Source organism: Nocardia terpenica (genome assembly GCF_013186535.1).
Taxonomy (GTDB): domain Bacteria; phylum Actinomycetota; class Actinomycetes; order Mycobacteriales; family Mycobacteriaceae; genus Nocardia; species Nocardia terpenica.
The window spans coordinates 1-24,715 of the sequence record NZ_JABMCZ010000003.1; the positions used below are offsets into that span (position 1 = coordinate 1).

Annotated in this window: 20 protein-coding genes and 1 pseudogene; 11 read left to right on the plus strand and 10 right to left on the minus strand. The window is 68.4% G+C overall.

Annotated elements, in window-relative coordinates:
• The 10 genes from HPY32_RS21160 to HPY32_RS45735 all read left to right on the plus strand — a co-directional run.
• Positions 1-736: TraG/VirB4 family ATPase (locus HPY32_RS21160; RefSeq protein WP_216676352.1), on the plus strand; the 736-nt coding region annotated here is incomplete at its 5' end.
• A gap of 60 nt (positions 737-796) precedes the next feature.
• Positions 797-1,195, plus strand: coding sequence for a hypothetical protein (locus HPY32_RS21165; protein WP_171982998.1), 399 nt, complete (start codon positions 797-799; stop codon positions 1,193-1,195).
• A gap of 264 nt (positions 1,196-1,459) precedes the next feature.
• Entirely contained in the window at positions 1,460-2,467 is a 1,008-nt protein-coding gene (locus HPY32_RS21170) for a type IV secretory system conjugative DNA transfer family protein (protein ID WP_171982999.1), read from the plus strand.
• Between the two features lie 89 nt (positions 2,468-2,556).
• Positions 2,557-3,381, plus strand: coding sequence for a type IV secretory system conjugative DNA transfer family protein (locus HPY32_RS21175; RefSeq protein ID WP_171983000.1), 825 nt, complete (start codon positions 2,557-2,559; stop codon positions 3,379-3,381).
• A 171-nt stretch (positions 3,382-3,552) separates the two neighbouring features.
• Positions 3,553-4,476: a replication-relaxation family protein gene (locus tag HPY32_RS45730; RefSeq protein WP_216676353.1), complete on the plus strand. Its 924-nt coding sequence runs from the start codon at positions 3,553-3,555 to the stop codon at positions 4,474-4,476.
• Positions 4,476-5,453, plus strand: coding sequence for a C40 family peptidase (locus HPY32_RS21185; protein ID WP_067585829.1), 978 nt, complete (start codon positions 4,476-4,478; stop codon positions 5,451-5,453). The genes HPY32_RS45730 and HPY32_RS21185 overlap by 1 nt, the downstream gene beginning before the upstream one ends.
• Before the next feature lie 357 nt (positions 5,454-5,810).
• Positions 5,811-6,539, plus strand: coding sequence for a hypothetical protein (locus tag HPY32_RS21190; protein WP_171983001.1), 729 nt, complete (start codon positions 5,811-5,813; stop codon positions 6,537-6,539).
• Between the two features lie 813 nt (positions 6,540-7,352).
• Positions 7,353-8,801 (plus strand): cutinase family protein, encoded by a 1,449-nt coding sequence (locus HPY32_RS21195; RefSeq protein WP_171983002.1) that lies wholly within the window; start codon positions 7,353-7,355, stop codon positions 8,799-8,801.
• Between the two features lie 499 nt (positions 8,802-9,300).
• Positions 9,301-9,960: a hypothetical protein gene (locus HPY32_RS21200; RefSeq protein WP_171983003.1), complete on the plus strand. Its 660-nt coding sequence runs from the start codon at positions 9,301-9,303 to the stop codon at positions 9,958-9,960.
• A gap of 127 nt (positions 9,961-10,087) precedes the next feature.
• Entirely contained in the window at positions 10,088-10,801 is a 714-nt protein-coding gene (locus HPY32_RS45735; RefSeq protein WP_067585820.1) for a restriction system modified-DNA reader domain-containing protein, read from the plus strand.
• Between the two features lie 1,025 nt (positions 10,802-11,826).
• Here HPY32_RS45735 and HPY32_RS21210 read toward each other — a convergent pair.
• From HPY32_RS21210 to HPY32_RS21255, 10 genes and pseudogenes are all read right to left on the minus strand, one after another.
• The gene (locus HPY32_RS21210; RefSeq protein WP_156674349.1) at positions 11,827-12,477 is read right to left on the minus strand and encodes a hypothetical protein; all 651 of its coding nucleotides are present in this window, start codon (positions 12,475-12,477) and stop codon (positions 11,827-11,829) included.
• Positions 12,478-12,772: 295 nt separating this feature from the next.
• Entirely contained in the window at positions 12,773-13,099 is a 327-nt protein-coding gene (locus HPY32_RS21215; protein ID WP_067585814.1) for a hypothetical protein, read from the minus strand.
• Between the two features lie 300 nt (positions 13,100-13,399).
• A pseudogene (locus HPY32_RS21220) lies at positions 13,400-14,615 on the minus strand (IS110 family RNA-guided transposase).
• A gap of 236 nt (positions 14,616-14,851) precedes the next feature.
• On the minus strand, positions 14,852-15,265 hold the full coding sequence (locus HPY32_RS21225) for a hypothetical protein (protein ID WP_067585811.1): 414 nt from the start codon (positions 15,263-15,265) through the stop codon (positions 14,852-14,854).
• The gene (locus tag HPY32_RS21230; RefSeq protein ID WP_067585808.1) at positions 15,262-15,873 is read right to left on the minus strand and encodes a hypothetical protein; all 612 of its coding nucleotides are present in this window, start codon (positions 15,871-15,873) and stop codon (positions 15,262-15,264) included. The genes HPY32_RS21225 and HPY32_RS21230 overlap by 4 nt, the downstream gene beginning before the upstream one ends.
• A gap of 130 nt (positions 15,874-16,003) precedes the next feature.
• Positions 16,004-17,011, minus strand: a complete 1,008-nt coding sequence (locus tag HPY32_RS21235; RefSeq protein ID WP_171983004.1) for a hypothetical protein — start codon at positions 17,009-17,011, stop codon at positions 16,004-16,006.
• A gap of 913 nt (positions 17,012-17,924) precedes the next feature.
• A complete protein-coding gene (locus tag HPY32_RS21240; protein ID WP_156674813.1) occupies positions 17,925-19,730 on the minus strand; it encodes an AfsR/SARP family transcriptional regulator in 1,806 nt (601 codons plus the stop codon).
• A 71-nt stretch (positions 19,731-19,801) separates the two neighbouring features.
• Positions 19,802-20,497 (minus strand): DUF8176 domain-containing protein, encoded by a 696-nt coding sequence (locus HPY32_RS21245; RefSeq protein ID WP_067595460.1) that lies wholly within the window; start codon positions 20,495-20,497, stop codon positions 19,802-19,804.
• Positions 20,498-20,518: 21 nt separating this feature from the next.
• Complete coding sequence (locus tag HPY32_RS21250) at positions 20,519-21,646, minus strand: hypothetical protein (RefSeq protein ID WP_067595458.1); 1,128 nt, start codon at positions 21,644-21,646, stop codon at positions 20,519-20,521.
• A gap of 668 nt (positions 21,647-22,314) precedes the next feature.
• The gene (locus tag HPY32_RS21255) at positions 22,315-23,421 is read right to left on the minus strand and encodes a GAF domain-containing protein (RefSeq protein WP_156674811.1); all 1,107 of its coding nucleotides are present in this window, start codon (positions 23,419-23,421) and stop codon (positions 22,315-22,317) included.
• An 86-nt stretch (positions 23,422-23,507) separates the two neighbouring features.
• Between HPY32_RS21255 and HPY32_RS46835 the strand changes: the two genes are divergently transcribed.
• Positions 23,508-24,580, plus strand: a protein-coding gene (locus HPY32_RS46835; protein WP_444939652.1) for an IS630 family transposase whose coding sequence is annotated in 2 segments (ribosomal slippage) — positions 23,508-24,045 and positions 24,045-24,580 — 1,074 coding nt in all. Because the reading frame shifts where the segments join, the coding sequence is not laid out codon by codon here.
• Positions 24,581-24,715 lie beyond the last annotated feature (135 nt).

Below are 24,715 nucleotides of genomic sequence, written 5' to 3' on the forward strand. Positions count from 1 at the left end.
CGCCGCCCTGGCCCCGTATGTCCGCGGTGGTGCGTTCGGTGAGCTGCTCGACGGTGCCACCACCCACGGGGCCGAGGGCGGGTTGATCGTGTACTCGCTGCGGGCCCTGCCCGAGGAACTCAAGACCATCGGCACCCTGCTCGCATTGGACGCGACCTGGCGTCGGGTCAGCGACCCCGTGACGCGGCGGCCCCGCCTGGTCGTGGTGGACGAAGCATGGCTGCTGATGCGGCAACCGGCCGGAGCGAGGTTCTTGTTCCGGCTGGCCAAGTCGGCCCGTAAGTATCTGGCCGGGTTGACCGTTGCCACCCAGGACGGACCCGACGTGCTGTCCACCGATCTCGGTCGAGCGATCGTCGCCAATGCGGCCACCCAGGTGCTGTTGCGCCAAGCCCCGCAGTCGATCGACGAGGTCGGCGACGCGTTCGGCCTGTCCGAGGGGGAGCGTCGGTTCCTGCTGACCGCCGACCGCGGTCACGGCCTCCTCGCTGTCGGCGCGCACCAGCGCACCGTCTTCGCCTCGGTCGCCTCCCTCGCCGAGCACCAGCTGGCGACCACGTCCCCGGAGTTCGACACCGACACCGACGACCCCGGCTACATCGCCCTCCCCGGCGACGACACCGACGATACCGAGATCGACCTCGGCGCCGACGAAGTCGACTGGCCTGCCGAAGACGACGAGGACATCGACGTCGACAACGAAAACGACTTCACCGGACGATGCCGATGCCGATGACGATGCCGATGCCGATGCCGACGACGGTGACGGTGACCCCTACGTCGAGGTGCCGCAGTGATGGGCACCGGATATCACACCCAGACCACTCCCGCAGACGGCGGCAGCTACGGGACCGACGGTGGGGGAGCTGCTCACGCACCCCGGCGTTTGTCGGCGACCGCGTTCTCGCGCTCGCCGTCCACTACGCGGTCCCGGCGGCCTGCAATTACCGTCCTCGCCGCGGCGGGCATCCTCGCCCTGACCGCCCGGGTACGCAGGCTGCGCGAGCGGCGCTGGGCCGACGGGGCCCGCCACGTCGAGATCCTCATCCCGCCCGAGGTCCAGCCCACCAGCGCAGAAGTCTTGTGGGAGCAGCTGCACGGCGCACTCGAACACCCACTGTGGCGGCGCATGCTGTTCGGAACCCCCACACCTCGGGTTCGAATACCGGATCAGCCCGGACGGACGGTGCGGTGATCCGGATCTGGGTGCCGTCGGTTGTCCGCCGCACCTGGTCGAGAACGCGGTCGCCGCATCCTGGCGCGGAGCGCGCACCCGCACCGTGGCCGCCGCACCGCCGATGCCCCCGCCTGTCGCCGGGCACCAGAACGTGCTGGTGGGTGGGGAGCTGCGGCTCGGTCGACCGGAGCAGTTGGCCGATCCGCACCGACTCCCACGGCGACTCCGCCGCCGCATTGATCGCCGGCCGCCGCAGGCATGCCCCCCGGCTACCATGCGTGCATGCAGGTCCTAGCCCGCCCCGTCTTCGGCCGCCCGCGCCCGCCATACCAGCCGCCCCGGCCGGGGAGCAGGGCTGGCATCGGGTCTTTGGCCGGGATAGCGGGGGATCTGGTTCGTGAGATGTTCGGCCTGTTCTTCGGCCGGGCACAGACCCGCAACGGTGCACCCCGGCCCGCTCCGCGGTCCGCTGATCGGCAGGCCAGCCTGGAACAATCCGCGCGCGACCGCGCCGCCGCGGTCAAGACCCGCGGCACACACTGGGCCACCGTCATCCGCTACGCCGTCACCGCCCCCGTCCCCACCGGCAGCGACACGCAGGCATGTGTCCGTGCCCGCAAGGTCGCCCGGGGCCGCGCCCATGCGCTGTCGTCCTGCTTCTCGAGCTGTTCGGACTACAACCACTACGCGCGGCACCGCCGCTTCCGGCTGTCCACCGTGCTGACCGAGCGACGCCTCGGGCGCGGTGACCTGCTGTCGACGCCGGAACTCGCGACGATCGCGCACCTGCCCCTGGACGCGGGGATCGCCGAGATCCACCGCGCCGGAGCCCGCGCGCTGGCCCCCAGCGCGATCGTCGCCTTCGCCGGACCGGCCACGAAACCGCTCGGGACAGCCGACGCCGCACCGGGGCGGACGGTGGCCATGCGGGTCGCCGACGCCCGCCACCACGTCCACATCCTCGGGCCCACCGGATGCGGAAAATCGACGCTGCTGGGGCAGATGGTGCTCGCCGACGCCGACGCCGGGCGCGGTCTGGTCCTCATCGACCCCAAAGGCGACCTGATCACCGACCTACTCAAACGCTTACCACGCCGCTGCGCGGACACCGTGGTGCTGTTCGACGCCGACTCCGCCAGCCCGCCTCCGTGTATCAATCCCCTCGACACCACCACCGTCGGCGCAGACCTCGACCTGGTCGTGGACAACCTCGGCACCATCTTCGCCCGCATCTACCACCAGTTCTGGGGCCCCCCGCACCGACGACCTGTTTCCGCTCCAGCCTGCTGACGGTATGTACTCAACCCGCACCCGCCACCCTGGCCGACGTCGCGCGCCTGCTGACCGACGACACCTACCGGGCCCGGTTGACCGCCACCGTGAGCGACCCTGTGCTGCACGGGTTCTGGACCAACTTCGAGGCCCTCGGCGACGCCGGGCGCGGCCAGCTGACCGCGCCGCTGATGAACAAGCTGCGCCACCTGCTGCTGCGGCCTTTCGTCAAGACCGCCGTGGCCGGTGGCCCGGCCACCGTCGACATCGGCCAGATTCTCGACCAGGGCGGCCTGGTGCTGGCCCGCCTGCCCAAAGGGCGGCTCGGTGAAGAAACCACCCGCCTGGTCGGTGCGCTGCTGGTGGCTCGCACCTGGCAGGCCGTCACCGCCCGCGCCGCCACACCCGCCACACAGCGCCGCGACGCCGCGCTCTACCTCGACGAATTCCACAACTTCCTGCACTCGTCCACACCGGTGGAAGACATGCTCGCCGAGGCCAGGGCCTTGAAACTGTCGATGGTGCTGGCGCATCAGAACCTCGGCCAGCTCACCCCCACCCTGCGCGACGCGGTCTCCACCAACGCCAGAAACAAGATCTGTTTCGCCGTGTCACCCGAAGACGCCCGCGACCTGGCCCGCCATACCCTGCCCCAGCTCAGCGAGCACGACCTCGCCCACCTGGACGCCTACCACGCCGCCGCGCGCCTGTTCGTCCGAGGCCAGAACGCGCCCCCGTTCACCGTCGCCACCGCACCGCTTCCCCCGCCCATCCGAGGCCGATCGGCCCACATCCGCGCCGCCGCCCGCACCCACACCAACGGCATCGCAACCAACGGCATCGCACGGCCCACGCCCACCCCGCCCGCGTCCCGCCCCCGATCGGCGACACCGGCCCCGGGCACCGCCCGCCACGACCCGCGCCGCCGCTGACACGGCCCTGCCACCCGGCATTCCCGCCGTATACCCCGGCCATCCCCGTCCCCCGCCGCTGGAGGTGTATTCCGATGACCCACGTCACCCGCCGCGGACCGACCCGCGCGCACCGATTCCCGCCCGCACCCCGGCGGGCCGTCCCGGCCGGGGCAGGCCGCACTGGCCACGGTGCTGACCGGGCGGGATCGGTGGTTGCTGTGGATGCTGTACGAGCATCGCGTCCTGACCACCACCCAGATCGCGGCGCTGGCATTCACCGCCGACCGCCGCGCCAGCCGACGCCTGCAGACCCTGCACCAGACCGGGGTGATCGACCGCTTCCGGCCCCGCCGCCTGGTCGGCACCGCACCCTGGCATTGGATCCTCGCCCCGGCCGGAGCCGCGGTCCTGGCCGGCGAGCACGGCCTCGACATCCGCGAGCTGCGCTGGCGCCACGACCGCGCACTCGCACTGGCCCACAGCCTCCGGCTACGCCACGACGTCGCCGTCAACGACTGGTTCACCGACCTCGCCACCACCAGCCCCACTCAGGGCGTGCTGACCGCGTGGTGGTCACACACCCGCTGCACCCGGCTGTGGGGCGACCTGGCCCGCCCCGACGGCTACGGCCGCCTCGACCCCACCCAGCCCGGCCTCCCGGGTGTCGAGTTCTTCCTCGAATACGACTGCGGCACAGAGTCACTCACCCAGGTCTGCGGCAAACTCGCAGGCTACGCGAACCTGGCCACCGCCACCGGCATCACCACCCCACTACTGCTGTGGCTACCCACCAGCGGGCGCGAAGCCGCCGCCCGCACCGCCCTGCACGCCACAGCCGCCGCACTACCCGACCCAGCCACCGTGCCGATCGCCACCGCCGCCGCCGACTACACCGCCGCCGCCGAGACCGACCCGGCCGGGCCGGTCTGGCTGCCGCTGCACCCCCCGGCGGCCAGCGGCGGCCGGACCCGGCTCGCCCTGCACCGGCTCACCACCGCCTGGCCACAGCCAACCGGCACCACCGGACCCGACAACACCGAGAACCCGGCGGCGGACCGGCGCACCGTGCTCCCACCACCGCCACCACGCCCGCCCCGGGAAGCCACGCCGTGATGTTCGGCGCAGCCGCGGGTACCGCCGCCACGGCCCTGTTCGCTGCCGTCACCATCGGCGCGGTCACCGTCACCGTCGTCGCCGTCGACTCCGCCCGCACCAGCCTCACCGCCCCCGCCACCGGCGGATCGGTGCCGAGCCCCGACGCCGTGGCCGACATCCCCGCCGACAAACTCGCGCTCTACCGCCAGGCGTCGCGCGACTGCCCCGGCCTGGACTGGACCATCCTGGCCGCCATCGGCAAAGTCGAGACAGACCACGGCAGAAGCCCCCTGCCAGGAGTCAGCGGCGGCGAAAATTCCGCGGGCGCGGCAGGTCCGATGCAGTTCCTGGCAGCCACCTTCGACTCGGTGACCGCCCGGCACCGGTTGCCGCCGGGCGGGGCCAGCCCACCGTCGCGCTACAACGCCAGCGACGCCATCCACGCCGCCGCCTACGAACTCTGCGACACCGGCGCACCCACCGACCTACACCGCGCCCTGTTCGCCTACAACCACGCCGACTGGTATGTCCACCAAGTCCTCGACCAAGCCGCCCGCTACCGCGCCACACCACAACCCGAATCCACCGACTGCCAACACATCTCGGCCCTCGACCCGGCCGCGGTCACCGCGCTCACCTTCGCCTGCTCCCAGCTCGGCCAACCCTACGTCTGGGGAGGCAACGGCCCCGACACATCCGGCGGCTGGGACTGCTCCGGCCTGACAAAAGCCGCCTACGCCGCCGCCGGAATCGACCTGCCCCGCACCGCCGACGAGCAATACCACGCCACCACCCCGATCCCGGAAACCCAAGTCCATCCCGGCGACCTCATCTTCTACGCCAACAACAAAGACGGCATCCACCACGTCGGCATATATCTCGGAGCCGGAAAATTGATCGACGCACCCGACTTCGGAAAACGCGTCGAAATCAAACCATTCCGATACCCCGGCGACGACTTCCTCGCCGCGACACATCCAGCTCGAAAAGTGTAGGTAGGATCTCATGACTGATTGCGCCTTCTCGCCAATCTTGCGCCGACTCTGCACCATTCAAGCGCGCAGATCACGAAGTAACAGGTCAGCAGCTCGGCATGCTTTGCGCTGGCAAATATCGGCTACCAGCGCACCTGCTGGCCGAGGAATGTGCAATACCGGTGAGAATCTCCGCCGCAAAGTCGGTGAGAAACCTGACTCACGCGACCGCTGAGGCAAAGCAATAAAACACTGTCATCGACTCCGCGCAGAGAGGAATGACCGGCCATGAGAAAGACCAGCACGAAGCAGGTAAACCGCGAACTCGAGTGGGAACGAGCACACGGAATGATCACCGCTTTCGGAGAATCGAAGACCGTGACCGCCTGGTCGAACGATCCGCGGTGCACAGTGAAGCAGCGCCTGTTACGCACTCGCCTCGCTGCGGGTTGGGACCCCGGCGATGCCATCATCCGCCCGAAACGTACCGCTGCGCCGCAACTATTCACGCACAAGGGGCGCACCCTGACGCTGCGCGAATGGGCCGAACAGAGCGGGATCGAATACAACACCCTCCTCCTCAGGACCACCAGACGTCGAATGACCCTCGCGCAGGCGCTCGCCAAAGGACCCGACGACCCGAACTTCAGGATCGTCGTGACAGCATTCGGCGAAACGAAATCAATATCCCAATGGGCAGTCGACGACCGGGCCAACTGCGGCGCAGCCACCCTGCGGAAACGACTACGCGACGGGTGGGACCCCGAACAAGCCATCACTGCCCAACCGCAGGTAAGCCGACGGCAGGACACCGGGGTGCCCTACACCGTGTCCGATATGCGCATGGGCCTGAAGGACCGGGCTCACCGCGCCCACGACCCGCGGCAGACCTTCCAATCCCGCATGGACTATCACGGCCGCACCCTCGAGGCGGCCCTTCGCTCGCTGGGATGGATCCCGCACGAGCCAGAACGCATCGAGCTGGATCTGCTGCAGATCGGCGCCGAAGACCTCCAACCGGGCGACAACATCATTGCTCGCATCCAGAACACGGACTCGGGCCACCCATATTTCACGGTCCGCCGAACAACAAAACCCCTCCGATGAGCCAACATGAAATCCGGAGCACTGCGCGGATCGAGCGCGAATGCGGCCCGCGCCTTCGTGTGCCAACTGCCCGGGAGCCGCCGGAATCTTCCGGCCCCCCAAGAAACGAAAACGACTCACAAGCGCCGCAACGAATACGACAGGGACTTGAATACTTCCATGTCACCACCTCGAAAAGATATCTGATACTCGCTGGATCGGACTGTTGTGTCCGGCGCTACCAGAACAGATCTACAGCCTATCACTAGCACGAGAATCAGGCACCGTGCACGCGACCATCCACACGAAAGGACCCTTGCCATGTCAGCGAAAAAGAAGACAATCAGCGCACTGCAAGAATGCTCCTACATTCCCGACGGTTCACGGGATGTGGTGTTCCGGATAGACGAGGTCGACATCCCTGTCGCGGCCACACCCAGCTCGTGTGATCACGAAAAGTCCGTGTGTCGGCAATGCGCTCGAACCTGGCGCGAAATGCACTTGTTCGCCGAACGCCTCCCGTGGGAGCGCCGGTCACCGTGAGCTCCTACCAGGCCATGCGCAGGGCCCCGCGCAGTGCTGGCCCCGGCCGCATTAGGGCGCTACAGCGGCATGCCCGGGTCCGACCTGCATGTCCATGGTGATCGCCCGGACAACCCCCGCCGGAACGACCCATCGACCCGGCCGAGCTCCGGGCCCGGCGTGGTTCCACACCTGATCGGCTCCATCCAATTCCATCGCGGTTGTCCGTTTTCGGCTCTCGGACAGGAGTCCTTCCGGTAGCGGAGGAGTTCAGCCTCCGCGTCCGTACTCGGCACGTTCGGGAGGTTCCCCATGATCGAATCACGCGTTGTTGTCGCATCCGGTGATCTGCGGCGGCGTCGCAGCCCACTGCGGCGGCGGGCGGTGAGTGTGGCCGTGTGCGCGGCCACGGTGCTGGCCGCGGCAGGGTCTGCGGTTCCCGTCGTCGGCCTGGCCGCCCCGGTCCCGGGGTGTGCGAAGTGGACCGCGGTGTTCGTGGAAGGCACCGGGGAAACCAGCGCCGCCGCCGACCCGGGCCAGCCGGTGTCGGGGATGCTGGCCCCGGTCGCCCACGCCTTGCAGACCCGCTACGGCAGCGACCTCGCGATCGAGTCGCTACCCTACTCCGCCTCACTCAGCCCGACCTATGCGTCCTCGGAATCCTCCGGCGCGCAAGCATTGTCGTCGGTGCTGTCCGGGCTGTGCGCCTCCACACAGGTGATCCTGGTCGGCTACTCCCAGGGTGCCGACATCGCCGGAGACCTGGCCGCCCGCATCGGAAACAACCAAGGCCCGCTACCGGCCTCGCGGGTCCTTGCCGTCGGTCTGGTCGCCGACCCCCGCCGTGACTCGTCCACCCCGCAGCTGGGCAGCCCGGCCGGTGGCGAAGGCGTCGAAGGCCCCCGCACCGGAGGTTTCGGTGTCCTGGCGGGCCGGGTCCGCACGGTCTGCGCCACCGGCGACCTCTACTGCTCGGTGTCCCCGCAGACCGACCCGGTCGTGACCACCATCGGGCGCGCGTTCACCGGCAACCCCACCCCCACCACCCCCGGTTCCCCGCAGAGCACGGCGACCAATAGCGGACTCGGGGACCTGGACGCGTCCACCGTGACACGGCAAGTCCTGATCGTGCTGGCCGGGATGGCCTCGACCGCGGCGAATCTGCCCACGATCGGCGCCGACCTGCTCGCGCTGCCGCAGAAGCTGGCCGCGGTCGATATCGAGGGCACCCACCAGATCGCCGCCGACCTCAACAACCAGTTCCATCCCCTGATCACCATGGCCTCACAGGTCGACCTGCATCTGATCGCCCAGATCCTGACCCTGTTCGCCCCCGCCGACACCAGCGGCGTCACCGGGGCCGCAGCACAGATCGTCGAAGTCCTGGCCCGCCTAGACATCAACCGCCTCGCCACCGACGCCGGAACCGCCCAAGAGGTCGCATGGCAGGCCGTGCAGAAACTCACCACCGGCGACCCACTCGGCGCGGGCCTGGAACTCGTCGGACTGGTCCCCGTAGCCGCCGACCTCGCCGCAGTCGCCGCCGCCGCGCTCACCGGCACCACCGCCGCACCACTGGCCTCCCTCGGCACCGCCGCCGCATCCGGGGGCAGCACCCCCGCCTCGGCACTGACCGATCTCGCCCGCCAGGGCACCGACGCGGCTCAGTTCTTCGCTTCCGGTGTGCACCAGAGCGGATATTCCACAGGTCTGCAGCAACTCACCACCTGGCTGACCGAGCTCCTCGACCGCGCCCGGTAATCCTTGGGCCGGGCCGGTGCGCGCACCGGGCTCGCACCAGCCCGGCGGGACGCGGGGGCGCGCGCACCAGCGGCCGACGGGGCGGCGACGCGTGTTCACCAGGCTGCGCCGCAGCGTGCGCTTTCCCGGAGTACCGCAGGTCGCCAATATCTTTGGCGGCCTCGCCGGACTCATGCGATCACAGAAAGTCCGTGTGCCAGGCACTGTAGCCGGATAGGGCGCGCGAGGTATTTGTTTCACCGAGCGCTTCTCTTGGGAATTCCCGCGTCCGCTGGCCGGAAACCGGCCGGGAAAATAGTCACCACGGGCCCCGGTTATCGCGCTGAAAGAAGACGGGCATCTTATTAGATATCGGCTTGACATTCACGCGGGTAGCGAGCGTCCATGTAGGTGGTACCCCGCAACCGAATGACGGCGACGCAATTCGCGCGCGGGGAACCGTCCCGGCCGGGACATGACCCAACCACATCGAATTCACGATTTTCCGACGGGAGACGTCATGTCCACACCCGCAACAACCACACCGAACGCCAACGAAACCGCCCTGCATACGGCGCTGGCCGCCCATCCCGGGTCGACGGCTAGTTATTTGGCCTACATTGCCGAAATGAGTGTGTCGACTGCCCGGTCCATCTTGTCCCGCTGGGCCGCCGACGGCACCGCGGTACGCACCAGCAACCCCGACGCACCCCGCGCCGGATACCGATGGGCCCTGGCCACCGACACCGCCGCCGACACGGCCCCCGGCCCCGCGCCCGCCGCCCCGGCACCCGAACCGGCGACCCCGGACACCGCCGCCACCCCGCCCGACAGCGACGGCGGGGAACCGGCCGGGGCCGACCCGCAGGCCACCGATGCGGCCCCCGCGTCCGGGCCCGCACCGGCACCGGCCGCTGGGTCCGGCAGCACCCCGGCGCAGCGAACCAAGCCGGAGAAATTGCCCTCGGGCGGGTTGCGGGGAATGGTCGAAGATTTCCTGCGCGACAATCCCGGGCAGGACTTCAGCCCGACCGCGCTCAAGCATCGGCTCGACGACATCCACCAACGCGACCTGTCCAGCGGCGCGATCAACAATGCCCTCGAAAAGCTGACCACCCTCGGTATCGCACGCCGCACCAGCGACGCCCCGAAGAAATGGGCCCTGGCCGACGGGGCCTGAATTCCCGGCGCGATACGCCGATCCCGCACACGACATGCAGGGGCCCGGATTTCGTTGGGCCCCTGCATGTTCCCCTCTCCATCAACCGAAACGTTCCACCCTTGCCCCGACACCGTGGAGGCGACTGATGAGTACCGATACCCCCTATCCCGACGACGAGATCCTGTCCCGGTTCCGGCACGTGTTCTCCGGAGACGTTTCCGAATCCGTCGCCCGGTGGCTGAGCCGGGCCGAGGTCGATGCGTTGGCTGGTCTGCTGCGCCACCTCGGCGACCTCGACGCCGCCCAGCACTGGATCACCGACCACGCCGAATTCGACGAATGCGGCGACCGCCACCACAACGGCTGCACCAAATGCGCCGACACCCGCACCGGCAAATCCGACGAGCCAGCCCCGGCGCAGGGCCACACCCGAACGGCGCGACTGTATGACACGGTGACCGCGACACTCGACGAAACCTACACACGCCCCGACCGCCCCGGCCGGTTCGGAGCGATCCGGCAATACCAATTCACGATCATGCCCAGCGACGAATGCAGCCACGACCACAGCTCGGTGTGCGCCACCTGTGCCCGGGAGTGGACCGACTACGAGTTCAGCGACGATTTCCCGTTCGAGCGAGGCCCCAGAATCACGGTCCGCGACCTCATCGAGGCCGGACAGATCCAGGTCGGCACCGTGCTCACCAACGACTCACACAGCGAGGCCAGCGCGGTAGTAACCGGCGACGGCGGCCTCATGCTCACCGACGGCCGGATCTATTCCAACCCCTCCGCCGCCGCCCACGCCGTCCGACGCATGTCCAGCAACCCCAGCGGCCCCGACACCTGCCCCAACTGACACCGGCCGACCCCGACCCCACCCACCCGCACGGGAACGGGCGCGTGCGGGGCAACCGGCGTCAACAGCACACCCGGCGCGGCGATGGTTGCCGAGCACGAACACGCGCGCGAGCGGCGTCCACGGGAACCTCGTCGACTGTCAGGCTCGGCAGATCCGCACAGGCCACGCGGGCGGCCCGGCGCATGCTGTCGCGGCACTCCCTGCACACCGCCATCCATCGCGGCAACATCGCAACACCTGCACCCCCGGCCGGGTGAACGCCGCCCCCACGCGGGTACAGGATCCGCTGATACACCACCGCCGGTACCCGCCTCTGCGGATGTCGCACCCTGTTCTCACACCCTGGAACAGTCATCAACGACCAGCCCCCCTTCTTCTCCCCGGTCACCCTTTTGCTATGTCACAGTCGACAAGCCGCCTCACCACGACGCCAATCAGACCGTTTTGCCCGATTCTCGCCTATAGTTCCGCGCAGAATCAAACCCCGATCCCCACAGCGCCCGCTCGAGCGGATGCGACCAATCACGATACGCGCAGGAACCCGGTGGACAGGGGAGGGGCGCTGCATGCACGCTCGACGCGCGGCCCTGAGCTCGATACCTAGACCTGCGGGTGCGACGGCCGAGTCATTCGGCGAGCTGCGGACATTCCGGACCGGTTGCGACGATTCGCCGCCGTGGCCGGTCACGGCCCGGGTAGCGTCGGTGGCTGGGAATGGAGTGGTCGACCGTCCCACCGGGGCACCACCCGCGCGGATTATCAGTGCCCCGGCGATATCGGATACGGGTCGCAGCCGCCGGGCGGGAACCTCCGACGCCCGTTTTTCCGGCGGCTGCGGCGTGCGGGCGTCAGGACCGGTCGATGCCGGGTGGCCTGGATGGAAATCGGGTGGCGTGTACACGTCGACGGGGCGACTGTTGCCCGCGCGGGATTGTTGATGGGTACGCACGAAGCATCCGAACCGGCCCCGGGGCGATCCGCGCGGTAGTGGATTGCCCCGGGCCGTGGGGAACCGGGGTTGCCTATCCGGTGGGCGCGGTTCGTTCCTTGGCGGTGGCGCGTTGTGCCGATAGTTCCCGTCCGGCTTGGGTGCTGGAGTACCGCACGTCGTAATCTATTTCCCAGCTTCCGACGCATTCCCGGCACACCGTAATGCCGTGGTTGCATCGGCCCGGGTCCATCAACAGCAACCGGCCGATCCGCCCGGTCGAATTGCATTGCACGGACACGTAATCGGCACCGCTGAGCCTGGCCGATAGTTTGATCGCGCCCCGATCATCATGGGTCGCGTTATCCCGCATCACGTGCTCGATGCTCTCGCGCATATAGGTAATCCCCACGGCCGTGCACTGGGCCTCGATTTCGACGCGCCCCGGGTCGGCGGGGGCCGACCGCCAGATACTGACCTGCCACTTATCCTCGTAGGCGACGAACGGGTCACCGGCCTGATAGCCCTCGGCGACCTTCGCCGCAACAAATCCGGTCAATGCCTCGAGGTCGCTGCTCCGCAACGCATGAAATACAACGGTATCCACAATTCGACGTTTCACGATGCCACCGCTCCTGTTCCATGAATGAAAAGCGCCCGGAATGATCCCATCCGGGATACCCCACGCCGATTGATGGCCGGGAAACACAGCCCACGCCGCGTCGCCTAAATTCCCCATCATCAATGATTGACGCTCGATACGGCGTGAATGTCAACCCCCGCCCCCATCCGTCCCCGGCTCGAATGAGGCGCACAGCCGAAACGACGGCCGCGAATTTGCCGCGCCAACAACCGATCCGGTAGCTCACCCCAGCCCGGGGCATGCGAAGCCAGAACGGTTTACAAAACATCGGCGCGCACCATAGGGCCGCCACACATTCCAACGGCCAAAGGGCCCACCGCGCCCGGTGGGCCTTTCCTGTTGTCGCCAACGGCGGGGGACGGGCCCTGCCCAGTTGGCTGACGTCGCGCTCGTGCGGTCACTGAGGTAACTGGGCGAGCAATTCGCCGGTGGTGTTGTTGGTCCGCACGATCGCGGCGAAACCGGTGGAGGCGGAGCGCATGAGACGCACGGTGTCCGTGGCGTATTCGCCGATGTCGTCGGGGTGGACGATGAGGATGCGCGGCGCGGCTGCGGAGCCGATGGGCGCGCCGGTCACGTGTGCTGCGATGAACATTCCCTCATCGTCGTGGTCGGCGGGGGCGTAGATGATGAATTGGTCGCCGGTGACGGTGTTTTTCACCTCGTAGATCGGGACGAGCGCGGCTGACGCTACCGCGCCGCCCTTGCTTGACGATTCTGCCATTTTTCTCTTCCTTTGTTCCGAATGTGGTTGGTGCCCAAAGGTTCCCGGCGGTCGTGTCACGCTCGGGTGGTCTGGTTCGGCGGTCCGGTGGGTGCCCGTACCGGGGTACGGGCACCGGTGCGGGGCCCTGTCTGGCCGTCAGCGGTCCGGCGCTGCTTGCGTCGGGTCCGGGTCGGGTTCCGCGCCGCCGCCGTCGGTGTGGCTGTTGGTGTCGCGGGCGCGGTCCACACGTTCGGCGGGGGTGGGGGGTGCCAGTATCCGGTCGGCGTAGCGGGTTAGACATCCCAGGTGCGTAAGTTGTCAAGCGGCTTGGGTGTTTTGGCGGTGTGACCAGGCGGTGTCCTCGTTATAGGGGGTGTTGTGGCGTAGGCATCCGTGGAGGATGCCGACGAGGCGGTTGCCCAGGGCTCGCAGGGCTTGGTGATGCAGATCGCCGGCGGCGCGGTGTTGGTCGTAGTAGGCGCGGGCGCCAGGGCTTCGGGTGAGGGCGCAGAAGGCCCAGGCGTCGATGGCGTCGTAGAGGCGCCGGTTGCGGACGTGGCGGGCCAGTACGGCGCGTTTCCGCCCCGACGCGACGGTCAACGGTGATGTTCCGGCGTAGTTTTTGCGAGACTTGCTGCTGGTGTATCGGTTCGGGTCGTCCCCGAATTCACCGAGTACCCGGGCGCCGAGGATGACACCGAGTCCTGGCAGGGAGAGGTAGATCTCGGCGTCCGGGTGTTTGTCAAAATGGTTCGCCAGCTCCGATTCCAGGTGCTGGATTTGGGTGTTGATGGCGGTGATGATGCCGACCGCCGCTCGGGTGGTCGCCGCGAACGCGGTGGTGACCGCGTCGGTGGCGTGCAGGTGCTCGGCCCGCAACGCGGTCTGGATCTGTTCGGCTCTGGATTCGATATTGCGTTGTCGCCCAGCACGTTTGAGTGTCGCCTGCAACGCCGACAGGCTCAACCGGGCCCCTTCGGCTGGTGAGGCGGCGCGGGCGAGCACGGCCAAAGCGTCGCGGGCGGCGAGGTCGTCGAAGGCCTCCAACGCGGCCGGGTAGTACTCCCGCAGCGCCGACCGCAGCGCGTTGGTGTGGCGGGTGCGTGCCCAGATCAGGTTCTGATGCCCGCGGGCCAAGACCTTGATCGCTTCGGCTCCGGGTGAGTCCCCGGCGATCGGGCGGTGGTTGTGGCGGTCGGTGCGGACCAGGTCAGCGAGTAGTTTCGCGTCCCCGGCATCGGATTTCGCGCCGGACACACTGTGCCGGTCGCGGTAGCGGGCGGCGGCGAGCGGATTGACCGCATACACCTGATAGCCTGGCCGCGACCAGGGTGTCGACCCACAAGCCGCGATCGGTTTCGATACCGATCACGACCTGACTCGGATCGTCGGCGCGTGCGGCCAGCAGGTCGTGGAACCCGCTGATCCCGGCCAAGCCTTCCGGTAGCCGCCGTGCGATGAGTTTCCTACCGTTTTCGTCCATCACATGGATGTCATGATGATCCTCGGCCCAGTCGTCGCCGACGAAGATCATCGGTCACCTCCTCCACTGTTGATCCGTCGAATCTTGTTGGAGCCCAAGGCAACCCGGCGGCGACCTAATGGATCAGTACTCAACCGGTACGACACCCCATCAGCGCTACAGGAAGCCTCACCGACCGGCCGGGGCACGATCTAACCCTAGGAATCAGACATCACTCCAGGCTGTAATAGTGCTCACCGACCGGCGGCTCGGGCGATCAGCTTGCCCGCTCCCAGTCACCACCGGGCTTAGGCTCGCTGATCAATTCCCATTAGGCTGTCGATGATCTTCTGCCAGCTGGTCATCTTGTGGAATGGGTCGCGGTCGTCGGGGCTGGCGATGTGTGGCCATTCGGGGGCGGCTTCCTGCCACGCGTAGCCGTTGAAGGTGTAGGTGGCCGGTGGGATGGTCCACAGCCCGTTCCATTGTCGCCGGTCCGGGTCGTACGCCTCGACCAGGAAGTACGACTGGTGCAGGTGGGTGTCGATGTGCAGGCGGTAGCGCAGCGGGACGCCGTGGCGTTCGGCGAACACGATCACGTCGTTCCATTGGGCGCACCCGCCGGTGATGTGGGCGAGGGTCAGCTGCGGGGCCGGGGTGGTGGGGTCGGTGTTCACGGGCTTGTGCCTCGCTTCCTTGGGGGTGTGGGAATCGTGGGTCATGACGGGTCCTCGTCTCCTGCGAGCCGGGTGCGCGATCCGGTGGTCGGGGTGTTGTGGTACGCCTCGGCGATGGCCCAGGCGCGGGTGTCGAGCCACACGTTCAGCGCGGGCGTGTAGTCGCGCCGCTCGCCGCGGACGCGGTCCACGATGAACGCCGCACACACCGGTTCATCGGCCAGCACCACGGTGAAAGTCGTGTCGCCGTGGGTGATTTCGGTCCATGCCCCGCCGGGGCACGGGGTCCAGGCGGTCGCGGTGGCGGCGCGGTCGAACACGATCAGCGCGTCACGGATGTCGCGGGCCCGCATGTGCCCGGACTGACCGCCGACCGTCGCCCAGTCGTCCGCCCGGTCGTCGCGGGCGGGGTGGGCGTGGTCGGCCCACCACCCGCACCGCCCGCAGGTGCGACGGTCGGCCGGGTCCATGCCGGACCGCACCAGCAGATCCTCACAGGCCAGGGCCGTGTCGATATCGTCGGCGGCGCAGGCCCGATCCAGGTCCGCGTGCAATGTGTCGCGCGTGTGCTGGCGTTCGCGGGCCGCGATCACATCACGCGGGCGCAGATACCGCGGGCCGGTCGGTCCGATAGACGGGTAGTAGGGTGTCATCTCGATTTCTCCGATCCTGTTGCGGTAGAGGATGTTTCGCTATCCGCTGGCCTTGGTTGGGGCAGCGGGGGCGATCTCGATGCCGGGGCGGGGGCGGGCGGCGGTGCGGTCAGCGCCCCGGCGTTCGAGGTCAGGCGGCGTGCGCGGCGTCCGGCACGGGCCGCGCGGGTCCGGGCCCGGCGGGTGCGCCCGTCCCGGCCTTCTCCGGGGCGGCCGGGGTGCTCGAGGCCGATGCCGGTGCGGTCCTCGGGTGACCGGTGCCCGCGGGCGTGGCCGAGGCAGGCTTGGCCCTGGGGGCGGGCTTGCCGGGGCGGGTGGTAGCGGCCGGGGCGAGCTCGGCGGCGGCCTTCTTGGTGGTCTTGCGGGTGCTGGCAGGCGTGGCCGGGGCGCGCTTGGCGGCCGGGGTGGTGCTGGTGCTGGTGTGCGACGCGTCGCCCGACACCGGCCGCGCAGCGGCGGCGGGTTCCGGCGTGGGGGCAGGGGTGCCGCCCGTCGTGGAGCTGGCGCTGGCTGGTTCGGGCGCGGGGGTAGCCGACGCCGACGTGCGGGTTGCGCGGCGGGTGGCGGGCTTGGCCGGGGTTCGTGTGGCGGCCGGGCGGGCGGGGGCAACCGGTGGGGTCACGGGTTCGGCGGTGGCGGCGGCTAGGGCGGCGGCCTTGGCGGCAGCGACCGCGCGGGCGGTGGTGCGGCCCAGGGCGGCGCTGGCGCGGCGGCCCCATGCGGCGGCGTGCTGGCGGCCCAGCGCGGCAGCGCAGCGGCCGAACGCGGCGGCGTGATAGCCGAGGGCGGCGGCGTCGGGCAGCGGGCCCGCTGCGGCGGCGGACGGGGTAGCCGCCGCGGCGGCGGGGCGGGCCCGCCGGGGTGCGACGGCGGCCGGTGCCCCGGCGGCGGCCGTGGCGGTGGCGGCGTTGGCGCGGTAGCGGCGGGGCCGTTGCTGGGTTTGATCGGCGTCCCCGGCAGCGGCCAGCGATGCCAGCGCGTTGCCGATCGCACCGGCCGAATGCCCGATGATGGCGTGAACCTGGCGGGGCCCGTATTCGGTGCCGGGGTTCTCGGCCAGCGCACGCGCCACCATGGCGCGCAATTCACCATTGGCCAAACGGGTACCGGCAGTGGTTGTGGGGGCGCGGTCAGTCATTTCGGAACTCCTATCGGAAAACGGGTCGCGTGGCATTCCGGTGAACGGTTGCATGCGCGGCGCGTGATGTCTGGCAATTCGGGTGGTCCTGCAATGTTTCACCCCGGGATATGTCGAAGCTATCTCTGCATCACCCACGAATTCAACCCCATTCCCGAAAAACTTTCACAACCGGCCTACCGGCACCCGAACCACGGCACCGACCTCGCATCAGCCTCGCGCCAGAATTCGACACAGCAAGCCACGACAACCCTCTCCGGCACATACAGGACCGGACTCGTCCGGAATTGCGCAACATCAATACATGCACTCGAACGATTCCAGAAAGCAAAACACCCACCGGAACCGTTCGCGAACCGCCACACAGCACACCCGGCCCAGCTCGTCGACCAAGCCATCACCACCGCCCGCGATGTCGTATCCCTGTTGTATTCCATACAGCCTGGACACGGGAGCCGATCCGAATACCCTATCTAACTGCATATATACGACTGCGGGGGTGGGCCGATCTCAACCGGCCCCCGTATCGGCCCCCGTATTCGCCCACCTATTCGCCCCCGTATCGGCGGACAGTGCATCCGAGGCTTCCCCCCGCTCGCCCGGGGTGGTCGACGCTGAACGCGCACCACTCCAACCCCTCGCGGTGAGACACGATCTGCGCGGCCCTCCGGCGTGAACGAAGCCCAATACCGGCCAGGTCTCAATGACGGACTCTCAACGCTGGACGAATATCATCGAATTCTCCACTCCCGGCCGATGCCAATCCTTTTCTCCGTCCGCGTCCGGCAGCGATTCTTTTCGTTCCGCCCGGCTACCGACACGCTCATCATGACCGCACTTCTCCCGTTTTCCGAACTGTTTCGGTAAGCGGCTGGGAAGGTTCCCTAATGTGTCTTCGGAGACCTTCCGCGGGTCATGGGGGTAAAGGTCGGTGTTTCTCTCGCGGGTTTTTAGCGCGCCCGTCGACGTTGCTTCTATTGTTGGGTGGTTGGTCCCGTAATCTCCGGGCGATATCGAGGGTTTTCTGAGTTGGAATGTCGCCGATGGTTTGCAGGCGTCGGTTGAGCAGGGCCAGGGTGCGGTTGAGCGCGGCGGGCTCGCCGAGGAGGGCGTGCAGGCGCAGGATGTCTTGGTAGATGGGTTCGTTGCAGGGGTCGGCGACGAGCGCGGTTTCCAGCAGTGCCAGGGTTTGGCGGGGGTCGGAGTCGACCATCATCTGAGCCAGGTTGCCCAGGGCATTGAGTCGGTCTCGGCGCGCGTTCTCCCGGATCGGTGCGATCCAGTCACTGGTGAAATCTTCGTCGAGGACTCCGCTGGCCGCGGCGAGGATCGCGCGGCACGCATGCTTCCGGTCGTCGTCGCTGGTGGCGGTGCGCAGGGCAGTGACAGCCGCGCTGAAGTCACGGTAATCGACGCGAACCCGGCCGGGGTCGAGCCGGTAACGGACCTTGTCCCCGTCGAGGATGTCGGTGATCACGCCACCGGTCGCTGCGGCGACCGAGGCTCGCAGCCGCGACAGCACCGTGTTGAGGGCGTTCGCGGGGCGGCGAAGGTTCTGCCCGGCCCACAGGGCCTCGACCAGAGTGTCGCGAGTGACACCGTCCGGGTGTACCGCCAGCACGGTCAGCAGTTCGCGCTCGCGGGGCCGCAGCAGCCGGGTGATCTCGACCGGATCGGTGTCCGGGCTCGCGTTCCACAGCACACGAAGCCGACCGAATACCTCGACAGACAACGGCACCACCACAGCCGACGACGATGCGGGGACCGCCGCTGGCTCGACCGATCCGCCCACAGCGGCGTCGCTGCCGGTCGTGCAGCCCCGCACGACCGCCGAGCCGTGGGCCGCAGCCGGTTGGATCGGTGGTTCTGCTGCCGGTCCGGGTGGGGAGTCGATGGCGGCGGTGGGGGCCGAGACGGCAGTGTCGAGTCGGTAAACGCCGGGCACACGGCGACGCGGGGCACCCGCCCGGGTACGCCACCAGCGGGTCAGCCGTTGCCGGTCACACCGGGGGCGGGCGCTGCCGATCAGCTGAGCGGCCACGGTGTCGGCCAGACCGCGCGCGGCGATGTACAGGGAGCCGGTGCGGGCTGTGGTGCAGTCTCCGGTCACGATGGCCTGCGCAGCGGCCGGGTCCAGCGGCCAGACCGCAGCGACCGGAACTCCGAGCGCGGCGGCGATCTCACCGGTGCGTCCCTCACCGATAAGCAGTAACGCTTTCGGCGGGCCCCCGACGGCGAGGCGGGCCAGCCGGGCTCGCGTCGCAGAGTCCACCAGATCGGCGCGGACCACCACGACCAACAGGTCGGCACCGGCCATCAGCGGCAGTGCCGCTGAGTCCGGATCGGCCAGGCCGCAATCTGCGATCAGCACCGCATCCGCGGCCCACACAGGCCCGTCCGGCCCGGCCGAGACCGGAGCAGTCAGGATCGCCCGGACCTCGGCCGGTGCCCGGGGCGCGGCGATCACCGGCACACCCGACGGCAACAGACGAGCGTGCTCGGCCAGTCGGACCGGGAGGTGCGGCGAGCGGGCAGCACGAGCCAGACTCCCCAGCCCGGCACCAGGATTCCCCGACAGCAGATCACCGAGGCGGCCACCGGCCGGGTCGGCTTCCACGACGATTACCGGCTGCCGGGTAGGCCAGGCAGCGGCCAGCACCAGGGCGGTTGTGCTCGCCCCTGCGCCGGGGCTGCCCACCCCTGCGACTGCGATCAACATCGCCACCACCACCTTTCGGAAATGCTCATGTGATTTCTCGCGGACCCCATACTGTTTGGCCGTCTATCGGGTTACAGGGGTGTGATGGCGGTGATCATGGTGTGCCCGTCGCCGTCGTTGGTCGAGATCTGTTGCCGCCAGACGGTTTCCGGCTCGCCGGGACTCGATTCGTGAATCTCCACCGCGTACAGGCCCGCGGCGAGCGCATCAATGTGGACGCAGTAGGTCGTGTCCGCCGGGAGCGAGTCGATCCCGGCCTGGATACCCGCCGCGTCCCGGATCGCGGCCGAAGCGGCCACGACCTGGCGCGCCCGGCCGCCGTCGCGTGCCCGAAAATAGGCAGCCTCGAACAACGCGACCGCCTGCGCCCCACCACGCGCCTGCAGCGGCACCGCTCTGGACACCGCCGCCAGGAGATCGGCCTCACCCGAAGAGCGGGGGCATCCAGCCGAATCGCCGCTCACCAGCGACACTGCTGACACCGCCGGGGTCTGCGCGACGATCACAGGCGAGGCCGCGTGGCCGCTCGGAGCCGTGTGCGGGCTGTGATGTGCTGTGGCGGTAACCGCGGCGGCGAGCGCGACCGCGCACGTCCCGCCCACCGCCGCGCGCCAGCGGCGGTGGGCGGGGGCCGTCGGCGCGGCTGTTTCCGTGGCGTTGTCGGGTGTGTTGGCTCGGGTGGCCAGCCAGTGCGCCAGCCCTACAGCCTCGCCCGTCGGATCGTCGAGGATGACCTGGTCGGGCATGCGGTCGTCGATGTCATTCATAGGATCGACCTCCTTCGCCGCTCATATCGCCGGAAGCTGCGCCAGCAGGCCCTCGATCGCGTCGGCGGCCTGCGGAGCGAGCGCGGCCATCGGCTCGACCGCCGCGCTCACCAGAGGCTCGGCCACCTCAGCGGCCACGGGGATCAACGCCTGCGGATCGGTCGCCGCCGTCTGCACGCAAGCCAATTCCTGCGGAACCGGGACCGGATTGCCACCCGCAGCGCCGAGCACAGCGTCCACACGCGGATCACCCAGCCCCGCCTGCGCGATAGCGGTGGCTGCCCGGTCGGTGAGGAAGGTGTTCCAGCCGCGTTCTCGCGCAGCGATCGATACGGGCACCCAGTCCGGTCGCGGCAGCTCCACCGCACCCACCCGCACCGTATCCGGCTCAGCGGGCGACGCGGGCTCGGCCACCAGGGTCGAACCAGTCGATACCGACCAACTCGGAGCCGACCGCCCGGAACTCGCCGGAGCCGCCTGCGCGGACTCGGTGGAGTCCTGCGACACCACAGCCGTACTCGCGTCGGCGCCACTCGGAGACATCGCGACAGGGGTGGCGATGCGCGGGGGCGCGGTAACACCGGCTTGCCCACCCGAGTGCGGTTCGATGACCACCCCCGGCTGACCGTCCGGGGGCGCGGCCAGCGCGGGAACCGCACACACCAGCATCGCCACCGCCGCGCACGCCGCCACCAGTAGCCGCACCACCAGCGCAGCACCTCCCAGATGCGGCAGCCGAGACCGATGCGACCAGGTCCGCGGTGACCGATGCAGCGCGGGCACGACCCCGCCCACCGCCCGCCCGCGTAACGAGGTCCACAGCGTCCCCTCCCGCAGCCCGCGCACGTGGACCGCGTGTGCACGTAATCCCTTGGCCTCCAAATATTCACAGATCACGCTGGCGCGTCCGACGACCGGGCGTTCGACGCGATCCGGTGCAACAGCGATCACCACGACCGCATCGGCATCGGCGCGAACCTCCACGGGCACTTCGACATCCAGCCGCGCACACCACTCACACCCCAGCACGCGACCAGCCCGCAACCAAACCACCCACATCCCCGCCGCCGCAACCGAATCCGCCCCCACGCGAGTGGCGGCCTCCAACGCCGCCGCCACCTCCGACTGCCTACCCATCGACCAGTTCATGACAGACTCCTTCCTCGATTGCCGCCTCGCGAGATCAACGGCGCACACCGAGCTGGACGCACCGTTCGCCTTCGGCACATGCGTCGGCGAGACACCGCGCGGGCGGAGTGCAATAAATGGTTGGGTAAACGATTCGCGCCGCCGGAAAACGGGCGACGGACAGTGCAAGACAGGCACCCTATGCGTTCCGCTTGCTCGTCAGCAGGGGTGAATGCTTGTTCGGAGAGCCGTCGAGCGACCAGCGCACACTTGCCCCGATACCTACCGCGCCGAATGTCCTTGACCAGAACGGTGATGATGCAGACCGAGTGAAGGTGCATCGGCGGTTGCGCAAACGGGCGCAATGGCATGCCGAGTACGTCGTCACCGTCGCGTGCGGCGGGGACGAGGATCGCTGTCGGCAGCTGCTGCGCATGTGTTGATGGCCGATAGGGTTTCATCTGCGTGGCTTTCGAGTCGGACCGATGGGGCTTCGGTGTCCGGACCTCGAAAGCGCGGCGGCAGTCCGAGGTCCGATAACATGTCGCTTCCCATTTGGGAAACGGTGGCCGTGTACTGAAGAATCAGTAGCGGCCGAGCACATCGGCGCCGGTTGACCTCGAATCGCCGGAATTCTCAGAGGGGCAGCTGTTCTGTCGGCAAACTTGGCACGACAATACAGCGGTCGTCTAGTTGTGGTTCTCTATCCAGAAATCGATATTCGCTTGGGGCCGAGAATAATTAGCCATCGGCGAGCAGATGGCGTGCAACGTGGTCCAGGGCTCGTCGTCCGTGAACCGAATGCGTAGGGCGATCTGTGCCGATCGGTTCCCGGCGAGATCAGTGAGCACCTGGAGGACAGCGAGCCGATCGCTGGGATGGATCTGCGGGTTGCGATGCCGCCAAGGGGCCAGGCGTGGGTCGTTCCGACAGTAGAACGAGTGCATCAAGGTCGTACGCAGATCCATGAGCGCCGAGCCGTGGCCACGAGGCGTGCGAGTTGAAAGATGCTCGGTCACGGGGTCTCGGCTGGGCGCTGGAATGATGGCGGTGATATCAGCGATTACCCCACGAACGACGCGGGTACCTTGCTGGTCGGTGGCTGATCGGACTGCCATCCACAGGTGACGTTTCGATCCTGTGCCCGGGTCGTGGATGACGAGACTTTCACACCAGCGGGAGGCTGGGTCGATTGGGTCGAACATGGCAATGAGTTCGAGTCGCTTGTCGAGCCAAACGACCTGCTCCAGCAACGCTGGCAAAGTCCAGGTGGTGTCCGTGCAGAACGAGGCGGGTACTTGCCCGTGCGAGGTGCCGAATCGCGCGATGTAGCGGGAGTCGAACTCGAGCGGAACAACCGGTGTTCCACTGTCGGTTCCGATGTCACCCAAATCCATCCGAACGGCGTGCACGGCACCCGACGGACCCAGAACGGGGATGCACTTGGCGGGTACTGCGCACTCGCGACCGGGCAGATCCTCGCTGTACGGCGTCGCCTTGCGTGCAGCCTGGGCCAGCAATGCGAGCCCTGCATCCACCGATGGCAAGATGCGGCCCAGCTCGCTCCCGCGGAATGCGCGAAACAGCCGGTTGAATCGGCGGGGCCCTTGGTCGTCGACGATGACGGTCGGCTCCAGGGTGTCGCCCGCAAGGCACTCGACCAGAAGACGGTGCCTCCCAGGTGCTTCGGCGGGATTGCCCACAGGAAGGAGCCCTCGACTCGCCTGCGAGTTGCTCGTTACGAGCGTTTCACCCACCGATGCCGGTGGGCGCGCGTGATGTTGCACAGTACTCATCGCCGCACCTCCCTAGTTACAGCGGCTGAATTCGTGTTGTCGCTGGGCTTGACGGCCGTGGCTGGTGGGTGGGGTACATCTGGTGGGTGCGGTATCCGCAAGGCGGTGGGCTGACCGCCGAGCGACGGATGTTGCGGGAGCGGTTGCGGCTGGAAGCCGCGGACGCTTTCGCCCGGGGCGAGGACAATGCGGTGATCGCCCACCGGCTGCGAGTCAGCGTGCGGTCGGTGCAACGGTGGCGCCAGGCGTGGGGATCGGCGGGGCGGGAAGCGTTGCGGTCCAAGGGCCCCGCGTCGCTGCCGTTGCTGTCCGACGAACAGTTCCAGGTACTCGAACACGAGCTGGCCAAGGGCCCGGCCGAGCACGGCTGGCCGGACCAGAAATGGACTCTGGCCAGGATCAAGACCGTGATCGGGCGCCGGTTCCACATCTCCTACACGATCAAGGGGGTGTCGTTGTTGTTGCACCGGCACGGGTGGAGCCGTCAGCAACCTGCCCGCCGGGCGGTCGAACGCGACGACGCGGCGGTCGCGACGTGGGTGAAGGACGTGTGGCCGCACGTAAAACCGCCGCGGCGGCGCTCGGAGCCTGGGTCGTGTTCGAAGACGAAGCCGGGTTCACGATGACGCCGCCGACCGCACGGACCTGGGCGCCACGCGGGCACACCCCGATCGTGCGGGTCCGGGGCCGAACCACCCGCCGGATATCGATCGCCGCGCTGACCTGCTACAAGCCCGGCCATCGGTCCCGGCTGATCTGGCGACCGTATCGGCACGACCGAAATAGTTCGGGCAGGAAGAGCTTCGCCTGGACCGACTACCGGGACCTGCTCATCGCCGCCCACCGGCAACTCGGCGGGCCGATCGTGGTCTGCTGGGACAACCTCAACACCCACCTCACCGCCGGCATGCGCCGATTCGTCACCGGCCACGACTGGCTCACTGTCTACCAACTGCCCGCCTACGCGCCCGATCTGAATCCGACCGAAGGCATCTGGTCACTACTGCGGCGAGGCCGGCTGGCCAACCGCATCATCACCGACCCCGACCACCTCATGCGCATCGTGCGCAGCGACCTGCACCGCATCGGCTACCACCCCAACCTGATCGACGGCTGCCTCACCGCAACCGGACTCACACCCACCCCGAAACGATCATGACGACAACACGAAATCAGCCTCTGTAGTGCTGGCGCGCCTGATAGCGGAAGCGCCGTATGCCGTAGTCCATTCGACCAGCCATCGGCTCGTTGGAGAACGGCCGAATACAAGGCTGATGACTAGGCTTCAAGCTGG

Excerpts from the sequence above, each read along its gene's own strand:
- HPY32_RS21165 (WP_171982998.1), top strand. The coding sequence starts at position 797 with ATGGGCACCGGATATCACACCCAGACCACTCCCGCAGACGGCGGCAGC.
- HPY32_RS21170 (WP_171982999.1), top strand. The coding sequence starts at position 1,460 with ATGCAGGTCCTAGCCCGCCCCGTCTTCGGCCGCCCGCGCCCGCCATAC.
- HPY32_RS21185 (WP_067585829.1), top strand. The coding sequence starts at position 4,476 with ATGTTCGGCGCAGCCGCGGGTACCGCCGCCACGGCCCTGTTCGCTGCC.
- HPY32_RS21195 (WP_171983002.1), top strand. The coding sequence starts at position 7,353 with ATGATCGAATCACGCGTTGTTGTCGCATCCGGTGATCTGCGGCGGCGT.
- HPY32_RS21200 (WP_171983003.1), top strand. The coding sequence starts at position 9,301 with ATGTCCACACCCGCAACAACCACACCGAACGCCAACGAAACCGCCCTG.
- HPY32_RS45735 (WP_067585820.1), top strand. The coding sequence starts at position 10,088 with ATGAGTACCGATACCCCCTATCCCGACGACGAGATCCTGTCCCGGTTC.
- HPY32_RS21215 (WP_067585814.1), bottom strand. The coding sequence starts at position 13,099 with ATGGCAGAATCGTCAAGCAAGGGCGGCGCGGTAGCGTCAGCCGCGCTC.
- HPY32_RS21225 (WP_067585811.1), bottom strand. The coding sequence starts at position 15,265 with ATGACCCACGATTCCCACACCCCCAAGGAAGCGAGGCACAAGCCCGTG.
- HPY32_RS21230 (WP_067585808.1), bottom strand. The coding sequence starts at position 15,873 with ATGACACCCTACTACCCGTCTATCGGACCGACCGGCCCGCGGTATCTG.
- HPY32_RS21235 (WP_171983004.1), bottom strand. The coding sequence starts at position 17,011 with ATGACTGACCGCGCCCCCACAACCACTGCCGGTACCCGTTTGGCCAAT.
- HPY32_RS21240 (WP_156674813.1), bottom strand. The coding sequence starts at position 19,730 with ATGTTGATCGCAGTCGCAGGGGTGGGCAGCCCCGGCGCAGGGGCGAGC.
- HPY32_RS21245 (WP_067595460.1), bottom strand. The coding sequence starts at position 20,497 with ATGAATGACATCGACGACCGCATGCCCGACCAGGTCATCCTCGACGAT.
- HPY32_RS21250 (WP_067595458.1), bottom strand. The coding sequence starts at position 21,646 with ATGAACTGGTCGATGGGTAGGCAGTCGGAGGTGGCGGCGGCGTTGGAG.
- HPY32_RS21255 (WP_156674811.1), bottom strand. The coding sequence starts at position 23,421 with ATGAGTACTGTGCAACATCACGCGCGCCCACCGGCATCGGTGGGTGAA.